12 protein-coding genes, 2 tRNA genes and 2 pseudogenes are annotated in these 14,662 nt (G+C 62.9%); 5 read left to right on the forward strand and 11 right to left on the reverse strand.

Annotation, left to right across the window (positions count from 1 at the left end; all coding sequences use genetic code 11):
• Positions 1-42: 42 nt before the first annotated feature.
• The 3 genes from OIL77_10205 to cobM are packed head-to-tail and all read right to left on the reverse strand — an operon-like array spanning position 43 to position 2,246.
• Positions 43-276, reverse strand: a complete 234-nt coding sequence (locus tag OIL77_10205; protein HJI45769.1) for a hypothetical protein — start codon at positions 274-276, stop codon at positions 43-45.
• The gene (gene cbiD / locus OIL77_10210; GenBank protein HJI45770.1) at positions 269-1,453 is read right to left on the reverse strand and encodes a cobalt-precorrin-5B (C(1))-methyltransferase CbiD; all 1,185 of its coding nucleotides are present in this window, start codon (positions 1,451-1,453) and stop codon (positions 269-271) included. The genes OIL77_10205 and cbiD overlap by 8 nt, the downstream gene beginning before the upstream one ends.
• A 1-nt stretch (position 1,454) precedes the next feature.
• Positions 1,455-2,246, reverse strand: coding sequence for a precorrin-4 C(11)-methyltransferase (gene cobM / locus OIL77_10215; protein ID HJI45771.1), 792 nt, complete (start codon positions 2,244-2,246; stop codon positions 1,455-1,457).
• 458 nt (positions 2,247-2,704) lie between these two features.
• Here cobM and OIL77_10220 point away from each other — a divergent pair, with 458 nt between their 5' ends.
• The 5 genes from OIL77_10220 to OIL77_10240 all read left to right on the forward strand — a co-directional run bounded on the left by OIL77_10220 (position 2,705) and on the right by OIL77_10240 (position 8,245).
• On the forward strand, positions 2,705-3,631 hold the full coding sequence (locus OIL77_10220; protein ID HJI45772.1) for a sirohydrochlorin cobaltochelatase: 927 nt from the start codon (positions 2,705-2,707) through the stop codon (positions 3,629-3,631).
• 145 nt (positions 3,632-3,776) lie between these two features.
• Positions 3,777-4,310 carry a hypothetical protein gene (locus tag OIL77_10225; protein ID HJI45773.1) on the forward strand — a complete coding sequence of 178 codons (534 nt, stop codon included), beginning with the start codon at positions 3,777-3,779 and terminating at the stop codon, positions 4,308-4,310.
• A 223-nt stretch (positions 4,311-4,533) separates the two neighbouring features.
• The gene (locus OIL77_10230; GenBank protein HJI45774.1) at positions 4,534-5,886 is read left to right on the forward strand and encodes an ABC transporter substrate-binding protein; all 1,353 of its coding nucleotides are present in this window, start codon (positions 4,534-4,536) and stop codon (positions 5,884-5,886) included.
• A gap of 22 nt (positions 5,887-5,908) precedes the next feature.
• On the forward strand, positions 5,909-6,931 hold the full coding sequence (locus tag OIL77_10235; protein ID HJI45775.1) for an iron ABC transporter permease: 1,023 nt from the start codon (positions 5,909-5,911) through the stop codon (positions 6,929-6,931).
• A gap of 51 nt (positions 6,932-6,982) precedes the next feature.
• Positions 6,983-8,245 carry an ABC transporter ATP-binding protein gene (locus tag OIL77_10240; protein HJI45776.1) on the forward strand — a complete coding sequence of 421 codons (1,263 nt, stop codon included), beginning with the start codon at positions 6,983-6,985 and terminating at the stop codon, positions 8,243-8,245.
• Positions 8,246-8,359: 114 nt separating this feature from the next.
• Here OIL77_10240 and OIL77_10245 read toward each other — a convergent pair whose 3' ends face one another.
• The 8 genes and pseudogenes from OIL77_10245 to OIL77_10280 form a co-directional block, all read right to left on the reverse strand.
• Complete coding sequence (locus tag OIL77_10245) at positions 8,360-8,971, reverse strand: TetR/AcrR family transcriptional regulator (protein HJI45777.1); 612 nt, start codon at positions 8,969-8,971, stop codon at positions 8,360-8,362.
• Positions 8,972-9,087: 116 nt separating this feature from the next.
• Positions 9,088-10,395, reverse strand: a complete 1,308-nt coding sequence (locus OIL77_10250) for a flippase-like domain-containing protein (protein HJI45778.1) — start codon at positions 10,393-10,395, stop codon at positions 9,088-9,090.
• A 247-nt stretch (positions 10,396-10,642) separates the two neighbouring features.
• Positions 10,643-10,987: pseudogene (tnpA, locus tag OIL77_10255) on the reverse strand (IS200/IS605 family transposase).
• Positions 10,988-11,217: 230 nt separating this feature from the next.
• Positions 11,218-12,510, reverse strand: a complete 1,293-nt coding sequence (locus OIL77_10260) for an IS30 family transposase (GenBank protein HJI45779.1) — start codon at positions 12,508-12,510, stop codon at positions 11,218-11,220.
• Positions 12,511-12,628: 118 nt separating this feature from the next.
• Positions 12,629-12,763 (reverse strand): annotated as a pseudogene (locus OIL77_10265) (transposase).
• 200 nt (positions 12,764-12,963) lie between these two features.
• A tRNA-Glu gene (locus tag OIL77_10270) sits at positions 12,964-13,040 on the reverse strand.
• Between the two features lie 22 nt (positions 13,041-13,062).
• Positions 13,063-13,139 (reverse strand) — tRNA-Glu (locus tag OIL77_10275).
• Between the two features lie 126 nt (positions 13,140-13,265).
• Complete coding sequence (locus tag OIL77_10280) at positions 13,266-14,660, reverse strand: CCA tRNA nucleotidyltransferase (protein HJI45780.1); 1,395 nt, start codon at positions 14,658-14,660, stop codon at positions 13,266-13,268.
• Between the last annotated feature and the right edge of the window lie 2 nt (positions 14,661-14,662).

Consider the following 14,662-nt stretch of genomic DNA (forward strand, 5'->3'; position numbering starts at 1 on the left):
CGCATACCCCCTCTCAGTGAACGCTATGCAGGAAACCCTCATCTAGCGCACCACCATCGTCGAGAAGTAGCTGCCCCGATCGGGCACATCGTCGAGCGAGCGGTACACGCGCTCGCCCGGAAGCCCACAGTCCTCTACAAGCTCGGCACCGTCGAAGGCACCCTCCTCGCAAAGGAAGCGCTTCGTGTCCGCAAGCGAGCGGCGCGCCTTCATGACCACCTTCGTCCCCGGCCAGCCGATTGCACGGCGCACCCCGTACAGAACGCCTTTACTCATACGTCGCCCCCAATTTCCCGATAACTGCATCGGCGCCCGACGTGCGGAAAAGCTCGCGGCGCTCGGCGTCGAACACGACCGCGGCGATGTCGCATGCGCCCGCCGCGCGGCGGCGCAACCTGTCCTCGATTGCCGCAGCGAGCGAGGCGCGCGCAGCGTCCCCCACGCCGGCGGCCTCGATTACCTCGAGCGCCGCCGTGGTCGTGACCGACGACAGGATCTCACGCACGGTCTTCGCGCCCGCGCCGGCCAAGGCCGCGTGGGCGGCCAGAATCTCCGCGCGGCAGTCGGCGGTACGCGAATGGGTGTCCATGATGCCGCCCGCGACCTTCACCAACTTGCCGATGTGTCCCACAAGAAGGACATTAGTAAATCCCTCGCGAACGCAGCAATCAATCGCATCGCCCACAAAGTTGGAGATAAAGACCACCGGCGCACCGTTTAGGTGGAAATGCCCCGAGATGAACTGCCCGCCGTAGTTGCCGGGCGTGAGCACGACTCCGCGCCGCCCCATAGCCGCATGCTGCCGAATCTCGAGCTCGATGCTGTCGCGCAAAGCAGCGAGGCTGCGCGGCTCGACGATGCCCGTCGTGCCCAGGATGGAGATGCCGTCCTTTATCCCCAGGTGCGGGTTGAAGGTCTTTTCGGCAAGGGCAACACCCTCGGGTACCGAAATCGTCACAGCAATATTTCCAGAAAAGCCGTGCGCGGCGCACACCTCGCGCACCGCCGAAGTGATCATCGCGCGCGGCGTCGCGTTGATGGCGGCCGCCCCCACCGGCTGCTCGAGCCCGGGCAACATCACGCGCCCCACGCCCACGCCGCCATCGACGGAAACTTCCGATTCGCGCGCGGGCACGCCCTTGCTGCCCGCAGCGCCCGCGCCCGAGCCCGCATGTTCCACGCGCGCGTACACGAGCACGCCGTCGGTCACATCGGCATCGTCGCCTGCGTCCTTTCGCACGGCGCACTGGGCGCACCCCTCGCCGATGCATGCGTCGACCACGTCCACCTCGACGGGCAGCCCGCCGGGGGTGACGATCGACACGCGACCGACGGGCTTTCGCGACAAGAGCATCTCGCAGGCCGCCTTCGCCGCGAGCGCGGCGCAGCTCCCCGTGGTGTAGCCGCAGCGCAGGCGGGTCGTCCCGGTATATATGTAGTGCTCGAAGGCCACGCTAGCTGCTCGCCTTCCGATACCCCGTGGCAAACGAAGGGTCATAAAGCTTGCTGCGCTCGTAGGACTCCGCTTGCGCGCCGTCGTGCGCAAGTCCGCCGCGAGCTCCGAGCACGCGGCCCACCACCACGAGCGCCGTGCGGTCGATGCCCTCTCGCGCGCCCGCATCGGCGAGCGTGCCCACTGTGCATCGCACCACGCGCTCCTCAGGCCAGGTCGCCTTGTACACGAGCGCCGCCGGCTCATTGGAGCTGCGGCCCGCGGCCAAAAGCTCGGCGGAAAGCTCGGCGAGCATACCCGAGCTCAGGAAGATGACCATAGTCGAGCCGCTTTCCGCCATGGTGCGCATGCCCTCGCCCGCGGGCATGGGGGTGCGTCCGGAAAGCCGCGTGATCACGACCGACTGGCTGATTCCCGGCAGCGTGTATTCCTGGCGAAGCGCCGCCGCGGCACCGCAAAAGCTCGACACGCCGGGCACCACCTCGTAGTCCACGCCGCGCGCGTCGAGCGCGTCCATCTGCTCCTGGATGGCGCCGTACAGGCACGGGTCGCCCGTGTGCAGGCGCACCACTTCCTCGCCCCGCGCATCTGCCGCGCACATCACGTCGAGCACTTCCTCCAAGGTCATGTGCGCGCTGTCGTAGACGATGCAGGATTCCTTGCACTCAGCGAGCAGCTCGGGGTTCACAAGGCTTCCCGCCCAAACGACCACGTCGGCTGCGCGCAGAAGGCGCGCCCCGCGCAGCGTGATAAGGTCGGCGGCGCCCGAGCCTGCGCCAACGATATGAATCATCCGAGCCTTCCCTTCCCGTTTCTCATCGCAACCGTTTACGCCGCCATTCGCGCAGCGGGCAAAACACGGCGCCTGCGGCAGCAATCGGCGCAAATACGCAGGCAGGAGGCGCAATGCCGCCCGCCCTGGCTTTGACACGTTCACAAGTGCCCACTATCATAGTAAAAGATTCGGCAACGAGCATATGACAATCGGATAAAAGGAAATGACCGGCGCGGCGCCCGCACAGCCCGCGCTGGCTTGCGGAGGGAACCAGGTGGGAATCCTGGGCAAGGGACATTACTGTATAGGACGCGCGGGCAAACCGCCTCGCGCCCCAAGCCAGACTGCTTCGCCTTTTCCTCACGGCATCGCCGTGGCGTTAGCTCCTTGTGAACCCCGAGGGGTGCGCTTTTCTTTCGCTTGTGCCGACAAGCAACTGTCGCCGGGGGACCGGCAAACCGAGGAAAGGAAAAACCATGTCCGACCAGATGTCACGCCGCAGCTTCATGGGCGCCGCAGCAACCGGAGCCGTCGCGCTCGCCGGAGTCGCGCTCGCGGGCTGCTCCAACACCTCCGCGAGTTCCGAGAAATCGAGTGAAAAGGAGAAGGCCGTGAAGCCGGTCATCCTCGTCACGAGCTTCGGCACGAGCTACAACGACTCGCGCCACATCACCATCGGCGCCATCGAAGACGCTATCCGCGAGAAGTACTGGCAGGACTACGACATCCGCCGTGCCTTCACCGCGCAGATCATCATCGACAAGCTGAAGAAGCGCGACGGCATCACGATCGACAACATGACCGAGGCGCTCGACCGCTGCGTGGAAGACGGCGTGAAGGAAATCGTCGTGCAGCCGACGCATCTCATGGGTGGCCTGGAATACACCGACGTGAAAGACGAGCTCGACAAGTACGCCGACAAGTTCGACAAAATCTCGCTCGGCGACCCGCTGCTCACCTCCGACGACGACTACAAGAAGGTGGCCGCAGCCATTAAGGAGAACATGGCGTCCTTCGACGACGGCAAGACGGCGCTGTGCCTCATGGGCCACGGCACCGAAGCCGATTCCAACGCCGACTATGCCAAGATGCAGGAAGTGTTTAAGAACGAGGGCTTGACGCAGTTCTTCGTCGGCACCGTCGAGGCTGAACCGACCTGCGAGGATGTTATCGCCGCCGCGAGCGCCGCAGGCTACAAGAAGGCCGTGCTCGCGCCGTTCATGGTGGTCGCGGGCGACCACGCGAACAACGACATGGCAGACGAGACCGACCCCGACAGCTGGGCTGCGAAGTTCGTGGCCGCCGGCTTCGAAGTGACGTGCCTGCTCCAGGGTCTAGGACAGAACGTCGCGGTCGACGAAATCTACGTCTCGCACGTGGACGACGCCATCGCCAAGCTGTAAACTCGCCGCGCACGGGGGCGCCGGTCGCGTCCCCGTGCAACGGGCATGCGCCTTCCCCGACTGACGGCGCATGCCCGTTGCATTCGCATCCCGCCCGCCCATCGCACGGCGCGGGCGGTCGAAGCGATTGAAAGGAACCCCCTCCATGTTGAAGAAAATCCTCGCCTTCGCCCTGTCAGCGGCGCTTTTCGCGTTCTCGCTCGCCGGCTGCGGCGGAAATTCAATCGACAGCGCAAAGGCAAGCGATGCCGATTCCCAGGAAAAGACCGAACAGGCGGCCGATGCGCCCGAGGGCGCAAGCGCTGCCCCCATCACCGCCGACAAGGTGGCCGACGGCACCTATCCGATCACCGTAGATTCCAGCTCGAACATGTTCAGGATTGTGGACGCCCAGCTCATCGTGGAAAACGGCTCCATGCACTGTGTGATGACACTTTCCGGCACGGGCTACGGCAAGCTCTTCATGGGCACGGGTGAAGAGGCTGCCGCCGCGAGCGAGGCCGACTTCATCCCCTATGTGGAAAACGCGGAAGGCAAGTACACCTACGACGTGCCCGTTGATGCGCTCGACGAGGACACCGCCTGCGCCGCGTGGAGCATTAGAAGGGAGCGGTGGTACGACCGCACGCTCGTATTCGAATCCGCCGGCGTCGATCTGCGCGCCGACGCACTGAAGTAACGCCATGCGGTCGATTCTTCCCAAGGGGGAAAACAGGAAGCGCCGCAGCATCGCGGCGCGCGCGATCGCCTGCGTTCTCGTCGCCCTGCTCGCGCTTCCCTTCGCGGGGTGCAGTACGAGCCCGAACGCGACCGGTGCCACGGCGGGCTCTCAGGAATACACTGTGAGCGTCTCGCTTTCCGGCGGGTCAGGGCGCGCAAGCATCGCCTCACCAACCACAATTGTGAAAGATGGAGACACCTACACCGCGACCATCACCTGGTCGAGTTCGAACTACGACAAGATGACCGTCGACGGCGTGGACTACGCGCCCGTAAACGATGGCGGCAACTCCACGTTCGAGATACCCGTCACGCTCGACGAGGACATCGCCGTGTCGGCCGAGACCGTCGCCATGTCGACGCCGCACACCATCGACTACACGCTCTACTTCGACTCATCCACCATGAAGGAGAAATCGGGCGACGATGCAAGCGGCGGCTCCCCTGCGGGAACGGCCTCAAGCGCCGCGGCCGACTTCCACAACGCCGATTTGGGCTGCGGCTGGGAGCCGACGGGGACGCTTCAGCTTGAATACGCCAAGCACTTCACTGTCGACGAGTTCGAAGGCGGCTTGCGGCTTATCTGCGTTTCGAACGGGGAGCGCTTCCTCGTGGTGCCGCAAGATGCGAAGGTGCCTGATGGGTTGAGCTCCGACATCGCGGTCATAAGGCGCCCCGCCGACAAGGTGTACCTCGTGTCGTCGGCGACGATGTGCCTGGTCGACGCGCTCGATGCGAACGACAATATCTTCATGTCGGGCACGAAGGCCGACGATTGCTCGGTCGCGGGCTTCAAAAGCGCGCTCGAAAGTGGGGCGATCGCCTACGGCGGCAAGTACAGCGCGCCCGACTACGAGCGAATATCGGCCACGGGCTGCACGCTCGCCATCGAGAACACCATGATCAACCACACGCCCGATGTGAAGGAAAAGCTGCAGAAGCTCGGGCTCGTCGTGCTCACCGAACAGTCGTCGAGCGAGCCCGAAGCACTCGGGCGCGTCGAGTGGATTAAGCTTTTCGGCGTCCTGTTCGACAAGGAAGACGAGGCCGCGCACCTGTTCAACGAGCAGAAGGCCCGCGTCGAGCAAACGTCGGGGCTCGCGTCGTCAGGTAAAACCGTGGCGTATTTCTACATTAACTCGAACGGGGCCGCCGTCACGCGGCGGGCGGGCGACTACGTGGCGCAGATGATCGAGCTTGCAGGCGGCAGCTACGCACTCGATGACGCGCAGACGGCGTCGACGTCAGGTTCGTCAGTAACGCTCGAAATGGAGCGCTTCTACGCGACGGCGAAGGATGCCGACATCATCGTCTACAACGGCACCATCGACGAATCGGTTGCCACCTTGAACGACTTCGTAGGCAAAAACGCGCTATTGTCGCAGTTCAAAGCCGTGAAGAACGGCAACGTCTGGGTCACAAGCGCCGACATGTACCAGCAGATGACTTCTACCGCCGACATTATCGACGAGCTGCACGGGGCGTTCACCGGCGATGACGCGAGCGACTTCCATTATCTGAGGAAGCTTGGCTAGCGTCATGAGAAGCCGGCTTTCCATGACATACGACGAATCGGGGCGCGCCGCGCGGTGTCGCGTCGTGACGGCGCTGCTCGCTGTTGTCCTCATCGTGCTCGTCGGGGCCAACCTGTGCATCGGGAGCGTGCTCGTGCCCGCAGACCACATCCCCGGCATCCTTTCGGGCGGCGCGGCCAATTCCATGGAAAGCCAAGTCATCTGGGAGATTCGCCTGCCGCGCGTGCTTTCAGCCGTGCTTCTCGGCGGGGCACTTTCGCTCTCCGGGTTCCTGCTGCAGACGTTTTTTAACAACCCCATCGCCGACCCGTTCATCTTGGGCGTCTCCTCGGGCGCAAAGTTCGTCGTCGCGCTTACGATGATCGTGCTTCTGGGCGCGAACCAGGCCATGTCCTCGCCGGCCATGGTGGCCGCAGCGTTTCTGGGATCGCTTATCACCATCGGCTTCGTGCTCCTCATCGCACGGCGCTTAAGTTCCATGGCCATGCTCATCGTGGCGGGCGTCATGGTGGGATACATCTGCTCGGCGGCGACGAACTTTCTCATCGCCTTCGCCGACGACCAGTCCATCGTGAACCTGCACAACTGGTCTTTGGGCAGCTTCTCGGGTTCGAACTGGGACGACATCGCGGTCATCGCGGTCGTGGTGATTACCGTGAGCGCATGCGTATTCGCGATATCGAAGCCCCTTTCCGCCTTCCAGCTGGGAGAAGCCTACGCGAAAAGCGTCGGCGTGAACGTCGCACGCTTCCGCGTGGTGCTCGTCCTTCTAGCGAGCATGCTCTCCGCCTGCGTGACCGCGTTCGCTGGTCCGGTGTCGTTCGTAGGCATCGCGGTTCCGCATCTCGTTAAGTCGGCGCTGAAGTCGTCGAAGCCTATCCGCGTGATTCCTGCGTGCTTCTTGGGAGGCGCCATCTTTTGCGCGGGCTGCGATTTGATCGCGCGCACGCTGTTCTCCCCCGTCGAGCTTTCCATCAGCGCCGTCACCGCCATCTTCGGCGCGCCGGTGGTTATTGCACTCATGTTGAAGAAGCGGGTGAGGTAGATGGGGGAATTCGTGCCGCGGACCAAAACGCTCGGAGGGAACATTCCATGCTTGGCCAGTTCTGAGCTCGCACGAAAGCGCCAGAAGGCACTTTCGGCTCGTGCGGAACTGCGCGCGGAACGCCTCCTTCGAGCGGAGTCGAACCTCGAAACCCCGGTAGAAACGCAGGCTGACGGAGCACCGCTTTTCCGCATAAGCGACCTGTCGGCTGGCTACGACAAGAAGGTCGTAGTCGAAGGCGTCGATCTGGAGGTTCGCGCGGGCGACGTAGTGGCGCTCATCGGGCCGAACGGCTCGGGCAAGTCGACCATCTTGAAAACCATCACACGCCATCTGGCACCGCTTGCCGGCGCGGTCGAGCTCGACGGGCAGGAGATTTCCCGATGGAAGACGGCGGAGTTCGCAAGGAACCTTGCCGTTATGCTGACAGATCGCCCCCGGACCGAGCTCCTCACCTGCCGCGATATCGTAGAGGCGGGAAGGCATCCCTACACCGGGCGAATGGGCACACTCACGCCCGACGACCATAATCGGGTCGACGAGGCCATGAAAACCGCACATGTGGAAAAGCTTGCCGAGCGCGACTTCATGCAGATAAGCGACGGGCAACGCCAGCGCGTCATGCTCGCACGCGCCATCGCGCAGGATCCGCGCGTGCTCGTGCTCGACGAGCCCACGTCGTATCTCGATATCCGCTACCAGATCGACCTGCTACGAATACTTCGCCACCTTGCGAAATCGCGGAATGTTGCTGTCATCATGTCCATCCACGAACTCGAGCTCGCGCAGAAAAGCGCCGACAAGGTGATTTGCGTGAAGGACGGCCGGGTCTTCCGCGCCGGCGCACCCGAGGACATATTCACGCGCGAGACGATTGGCGAGCTCTACGGCCTTCAACATGGCACCTTCAACGAGCGCTTCGGCAGCGTGGAAATTGGGCGCCCGCACGGCGATGCGCACACGTTCGTCATCGCCGGCGCAGGTACGGGGTCAGCTGTGTTTCGCCAGCTCATCCGGCAGGGCAAGGCGTTCTACGCGGGCATTCTGCACGAAGGGGACATCGACTGCGAGCTCGCGCGCGACCTGGCGACGGAATGCGTGGCCGAGCGCGCCTTCGAGCCGATCGGGGATAAAACCATAGCCCGCGCCAAAGAGCTCCTCGTCCACTGCGCGCGCCTTATCGTGTGCCCCGCCGCCTTCGGCACCATAAACGCCCGCAACGCAGAGCTCGTCGAGTTCGCACGATCGCATGGTATCGAGGTCATGCAAGCGTGCGAAGGCGCATCGGAGGATTCCCAATTGGAGTGGGAATGATAAACTGGACCTTCTTTTAGGGATCCTCAGGCTACAGCTCCTACGCGGCGAGGTCTACAAGGCGCCGGAGAACCTCGTGAACAGGAATTTCCACGCCGACGAGCCCAACTAGGCCTAATCCAAGCGAGATTCCAGACTCGACAGACCGTTGAGAGTCAGGTCGTTGGCGACCTCAGAGACGCGCTCGATAGGAACCGAGCCGTCAGACAGCGCCCACGTGCGATAGATACCGATAATACCCGACAGCAAAAACGACAGATAATAGTCGAACATCTCGTCCTTGAGACCTTGAGGCAGCAGATCGCGCTCGGCAATCTCGTGCTCGAGCGGCGCACGAAGACGAGCCATAAAATCATCGAGCGGAATGTTCTCGATAAGTTGACGATTAAGCACCAAGTTGTTGCACAGTGCCTCGTTAACGGTTTTAAAGAAGGTCGCCGCCGCGCCAAGAGCGCGCTCGTTGGTGTCGCCGTCCATTGAAGCAAGCGTTTTCTCGACCGAGTCGACAATCATCTCCACCACATCGACGGCAATGGCATCGAGCAGGCCGTCAACCGTACCAAAGTGAACGTAAAAGGTCTTGCGGTCGACATTGGCCTCGCGCGCAATAGCACTCACCGTAATGTCTGCCAGCGGCTTTTCCATGAGCAGGCGCTCGAAAGCCGAAAGGATGGCATTACGGCTGCGAACGATGCGACGATCAAGACGCGGTTTGCTGGTTGCCATGGGCGTGTCCCTTCGATATGCGAGCATTCATCAACAGATGAGAGATAATCTACGTAAGAGGATTATCCCCCATACAGCACAAATATGCCTCGCATCATGAAGAACGCACGACTGCCCTACTGCGACTTAGGGTGCTTCTTCTTATTGAGTGCCGACGGAGATACGCGAATACCGTCTCCTGTCTGACGCACATAGGCCTTATGAGCCGGCTTTGCGGTCCCAGAAGCCTTCTGAGCGTGCTTCTTGGGATCAACGGTAACAGCATTCGTGGGGTGCGGCTTAGTGGGCGCAGAGGGCGTCTGAGGCGTGCGGCCGAGCTTGCGCATCACGCGATCCCAGCGCGCATGGATGCTCTCGTTGTGGGCGCTCTTAAGTCCCAGCAGGGGCGCAGCCAAAATGGTAGGCGCAATAAACGTAATGAGACGCCACAGCAGATAGCCGGCGGTCGAAGCCGAACCGAAGAAATGACCCAAGAACAATGCAAAGCCGCCCTCAGCGCCACCAGTTCCACCGGGCAAGGGAACCGCAGAGCTTAACAGCTGGACAAAGGCGCTCGCGGCCATGACCGAGAAAAAGTCGACCTCGTGGTGGCCAAAGGCAAGCATCAGGAAATACGGAACCAGATAGAAAAACGCGAGCTGCAGCATGGTGATAAACACGGTGAGCAGCATGGAAGAAAAATGTCCGGCCGAAAGCTTGAACTTCTCGGAGAAGGAGTAGATCTCGCCATCGACAAACGTGCGCCAACCCTCGATCTTAGTGGCCGAGACACCAATGCGCTCGAGCCAATTGATGATGCAATGGGCGACGCGCGTGACGGTCTTAGGCATGAGCGCGACGGCGAAGATGCCAAGCAAGATGCAGCAGTGTCCACCAAAGCTAAAGACGCACAGCAGCGTCATGTCGCCGTAGCGTTCGGCAAAAAACGGCATACGGGCGAGCAGCAGGATAGCGCCCCAGGCGACCAGGCCAAACTGGTACACGATAAAACGCGTGAATTGCGTGGCGCCGGCCTCGCCCACGTTTTGGCCCGCCTTGGTCAGGCGGTAGATCTGGGCGGGAGTCGAGCCCATCATCATGGGCGTCAGGTTGCCAAAGAAGATGCCACTCGCCTCGACCGAGATCAGGTCGCGGATGCCGACGGGCGAATTGGGATCGAGCCAGACGGCGATCGCATAGGCCACAATGCCAAAGAACAGGTACATGAACATGCAAAGACACGCGACAACGAGCCATGACGCCTGGACGCTCGACATAGCGGCCCAGAACTGCCCCATCTGCCCGGTTACCACCAGATAGACGATATAACCTACCAGCACGACGCCGATAAAGATGGCGCCGCGGCGTGCGCTCTTATTGTCATCTCCGCCCGAGGCCTCAACCTCGACCTGGGGCTTAGACGTATGCTGAGAGGACTCCGTCATGAGACTCCTTCTAACAGTCAAAATATCTTGGTTATTGTACCCGTAAGGGCCATAGGCAGAACGCAAAGCTCTGGTTCAAACGGGAATTGCAGACGGTTGTTTGAAAACAATCAAAACCACCCCTAAAAGGGGTGGTTTGCTCTTAGGGTATAACCCTTGGATTTCCGGCACGCGTCTAAAGGCGCCGGCCCTCACGGGGTTCGGGCCGCACTGCAGATTGACCCGTGGCGGGCCGGTCAAACCGGCGCTATTTACGCCCCGGCCCCCTGCCGAAGGGGTCCTCGTACTCCTTGACGCTCAGCCGGTCGAGCGCGATGTCGGCCTTCTCCTGCTCCCGGATGTACTTCGCGATCGTGGCCTCGTTCAGGCCGACCGTGGACACGTAGTAGCCCTCGGCCCAGAACTTCCTGTTGCCGAACTTGTACTTCATGTTCGCGTGCTTGTCGAATATCATCAGCGAGCTCTTCCCCTTCAGGTAGCCCATCACGCTCGATACGCTGTACTTCGGCGGTATCGCCAGCAGCATGTGGACGTGGTCGGGCATCAGGTGCCCCTCGATGATCTCTATCCCCTTGTACTGGCAGAGCTTCCTGAAGGGTTGATTTCCGATCTCAGCCGAACACATTAGGCGGACAGGCCGTTCCCGCAGCTAGCCGAACGCCCCCGAGGCCCCATCCGGGCCCCGGGGGCGCCGTTTTCCCAGTTGAAGGAACGGTGGAGATGTGTTTCGATGGGTCCGGTGGCCATGCTCCGCCCTCCGCCCGGCACCTCTTCCCAGACTCAGCCGGACGGTCGGTCAGTCTATTCCGTTTTGCCTTCAGGCTAGGCCAGCGGGGCATCGCCCCTCTCTGCGCGCGCCCTCTCGATGAGTCCCGGCGTCAGGTCGAGCTCGGCCAGAGGCACATCCTCCACGCCGTAGGCGTCAAGCAGCGCCGCCGCATCGTCCCCGAGCATCGCCCTGAAGGCGCGCGCGGGCGTCGAGAAGCCGAGCGCGCCGCGGGGCTCGGAGTTCACGTGCGACATGGCGAGCGCCATGTCGGCCGGGGAGAGCCGGTCGAACCTGAGGCCGGCGCCCTTGGGCAGCAGCTTCCTTATCTCGACGTGGTTGCGCTCGCAGGCGCCCTTCTGGTCGCTCCGCCCGGGGTCGCAGTAGAACAGCCTCGTCTCGCCGGGCCCCTCGCCGAGGAGGGCCGCGACCGCGGCCTCGTCGGCGAACTCCGCGCCGTTGTCGGTGAGCACGGCGCGGAACACGCGGCGCGCCCCGTCGGCGCCGAGGACCGCCCGGACGCCCTCCAGGGCGGCCGCGACGCACCCGGCGGTCTTCCCGCCCAGCGGCAGCGCGAGCTGCAGCCTGCTGGGGCGGTGCAGTAGCGTGAGCAGGCAGGCCGAGTCCTCCCGGGCGCCCTCGACGGTGTCCATCTCCCAGGCCGCGGCGCACGCGTCCTCCCCGAGGGCGAGGAACGCGGCATACGACCTGCGGGCGGAGTGGCGCGTGGCCGCCCGCCCGGCGGCGCGCCTCCTCGGCCTGTAGCCGACCTTGCGCCTGAGCTCCATGTTCGTCATGCCGTCGTAGCCCGCCGAGACCCAGCGGTAGATGGTCGAGGGAGACAGGTCCACCGGCCCGCCGTTGCGCGCCGCCATCTGCTCGGGCGACAGCCCCCGGCGCAGGCAGTCCCTGATGGCCTCCAGCCTCGCCGCCGCGGCGGGCTCGTCGGCGTCGATCCCGCGCCTGGACGAGACGAGCACCGAGTCGGCGCACAGCTGCGCGGCCCGGGCCTCGTAGAAGACGTGCGGGCGGCGCTTGCAGCCCACCGCGCGGTAGCGGCCGCACCCGTTGCAGCAGCGCGGCCACGCCGCCAGGCGCGGGCAGGCCGCCGACAGGTCGGTGCCGGCGTCCACGCGCTCGCCGCGCCTGGGCTTCGGCGCCGTCACGAACCTGTGCGACGCCACCTCGGCGCTCACCGTCGAGGGCGACCTGCCCAGCTCCCTCGCGATCTCCCTGCACGAGGCCCCGCGCTCCAGCATCCTCTGGACTGTGTCCCGCTCGTGCCTCGTGAGCCTTCCGTAGGCCCTCGGGACCGCCCTCGCGGAGCCCCTTTTCTTCTTTCCGGACATGCCGTCCTCCGATCTCCCGGGGCCGGCCGGTCCGGCCCTCAGGGTATCGGGTTCCCACATTCATCCGCACATGTGCGGATGAATGTGGGAGGTGTTCGGATGAAGTCGATAATCAAGGGAGCTTCCTGAAGATCTCCCCAAGGTCGGACCTTATTTGGTTGTAGATGACTTTGCGCCTATACTTCGGCGTGAACACGACGTGGTACTTGCACATCCACTTCGTGTGCGACAGGCTGTAGGCCTTCTGGGCCATACGCCACCACCGCCCTCTCGACTCGGATTCCTTGCGGCCTGAACAATCGCAAGTGTCCGGCGAGGGGGCGGCTTTGTAAAGCCGTTTGGCCCCACCCGCATAGCGGGTGGTTTCTGATGCGGCGCGCTGCGCGCCCCGCACAGGCTAAAGCCTTTAATAAAAAACCCGGCCTTCCATGGGAAGCCCGGGTATCAAATGCGTGGTAGCCCGTACCAGATTCGAACTGGTGATCTCCGCCTTGAGAGGGCGGCGTCCTAAACCGCTAGACGAACGGGCCATAAGCCTCAGCAGAAAAGAAGTGGTAGCCCGTACCAGATTCGAACTGGTGATCTCCGCCTTGAGAGGGCGGCGTCCTAAACCGCTAGACGAACGGGCCACATGACATCTGCACTGCCGTGCTGCGAAGAAATATATTACGGGACAAAAAACGTCAGCGCAAGAAGAAATTCCAAATTGCCAAAAATTGTCGGCAGGTTATGGAACACGCAGGTAAACTGGGTAGCTAATTCAAGTTGAGATGGACCAAAAGAGCTTCGCGATCGTTGGGAATGTTGTCTTCGATCACGGCGTCGAGGGCGGAGTTGAGAAGCTGACCCAGTTCCGGCCCGGGCTTGACTCCGGCACGGATCAGGTCGCCGCCGTTGATGGAGAGCATCTTGAGCGTATAGGGCTCCCCTGCCTTCAGCAGCTCGTGCGCCATCGCGCGCATCTCCTCAATCGTCTCAACGTAATAGAAGCACGACGGGGCCTTGCCAAGTGTGTCGGCACGCTTAAGGTCCATGAGCTCGTCAATCAGGCGGGCCGTGTCGACGCCCTCACCCGAAAGCGCGCGCATCATATTGAGCAGACAGGAGCGCTCGGGGCGCAGCGGCTTGTCATGGTATTTGATGAGCAGGCACACGTCGCGCACCAAGTCGTGCGAGAGCGCCAGGCGATCCATAATGACGCGCGCCTTCTTGGCGCCGAGCTCGGGATGACCGTAGAAGTGTCCGCTACCGGCATGGTCGACCGTGAAGCACTCGGGCTTGGACACATCGTGCAAAAACGCCGCCCACATAAGGCTCGACGAGGGCGCGACGCCGTCACACAGCGCGAGCTCCCCCGCCACCGTCAGCACACGGGCAATATGCACGTAGACGTTAAACGCATGATAGACACTGCGCTGATCAAACCCGCGACCCGCTGCCAACTCGGGCACGGCGGCGCAGATGAGCTCGGGATAGCGGAGCATCGCGTCTCCCCCATGACCGGTCGAAAGAATGCCCTCGAGCTCAATACCCACACGCTCACGCGCCACGGCATCGAGCAGCGGCGCGCACTCGGCAAGCGCACGCTTGGTCTCGGGCTCAATCATAAAGTCCAGACGGCAGGCAAAGCGCACCGCACGCAGCATGCGCAGGGCGTCCTCGTTAAAGCGACGCTTGGGATCGCCGACAGCGCGAATCAGCTTGCGCTCCAAGTCACCCTGGCCGTCGTAGCGGTCGACAAGCCCGCGCTCGGGATGCCAGGCCATGGCATTGACGGTAAAGTCGCGGCGCACCAGATCGTCCTCGAGCGAGGCGGCACGCTCCACACTCTGGGGATGACGACCATCGGTGTAAAAGCCATCCAGACGGTACGTGGTGACCTCGATACGCTCGCCATCGGAAATAGCCGTGATTCCGCCAAATTTAATGCCCGACTCCACAACCGCGATGCCGGCGGCCTCGAGCGCCGCTTTGGACTCCTGCCACAGGCCGCTACAGCACATATCAACATCGTGGCTGGGGTACCCCATCAGGGCGTCGCGCACCCAACCGCCCACGTACCAAGCCTCAAGACCAGCCGCCTCAAGCGCGCGCAGGACGCGCAGGGACGCATCGGACGGTTGAGTACCGTTGAGCGAAACATTGCACATGC

The sequence above is a fragment of the Coriobacteriaceae bacterium genome, from assembly GCA_025993015.1.
Taxonomy (GTDB): Bacteria; Actinomycetota; Coriobacteriia; order Coriobacteriales; family Coriobacteriaceae; genus Collinsella.

What these genes read in the sequence shown, in the direction of transcription:
- OIL77_10205 (HJI45769.1), bottom strand. Translation starts at nt 276, where the DNA reads ATGAGTAAAGGCGTTCTGTACGGGGTGCGCCGTGCAATCGGCTGGCCG.
- cobM (HJI45771.1), bottom strand. Translation starts at nt 2,246, where the DNA reads ATGATTCATATCGTTGGCGCAGGCTCGGGCGCCGCCGACCTTATCACG.
- OIL77_10245 (HJI45777.1), bottom strand. Translation starts at nt 8,971, where the DNA reads ATGGCAACCAGCAAACCGCGTCTTGATCGTCGCATCGTTCGCAGCCGT.
- OIL77_10235 (HJI45775.1), top strand. Translation starts at nt 5,909, where the DNA reads ATGACATACGACGAATCGGGGCGCGCCGCGCGGTGTCGCGTCGTGACG.
- OIL77_10250 (HJI45778.1), bottom strand. Translation starts at nt 10,395, where the DNA reads ATGACGGAGTCCTCTCAGCATACGTCTAAGCCCCAGGTCGAGGTTGAG.
- OIL77_10280 (HJI45780.1), bottom strand. Translation starts at nt 14,660, where the DNA reads ATGTGCAATGTTTCGCTCAACGGTACTCAACCGTCCGATGCGTCCCTG.
- OIL77_10225 (HJI45773.1), top strand. Translation starts at nt 3,777, where the DNA reads ATGTTGAAGAAAATCCTCGCCTTCGCCCTGTCAGCGGCGCTTTTCGCG.
- OIL77_10220 (HJI45772.1), top strand. Translation starts at nt 2,705, where the DNA reads ATGTCCGACCAGATGTCACGCCGCAGCTTCATGGGCGCCGCAGCAACC.
- OIL77_10260 (HJI45779.1), bottom strand. Translation starts at nt 12,510, where the DNA reads ATGTCCGGAAAGAAGAAAAGGGGCTCCGCGAGGGCGGTCCCGAGGGCC.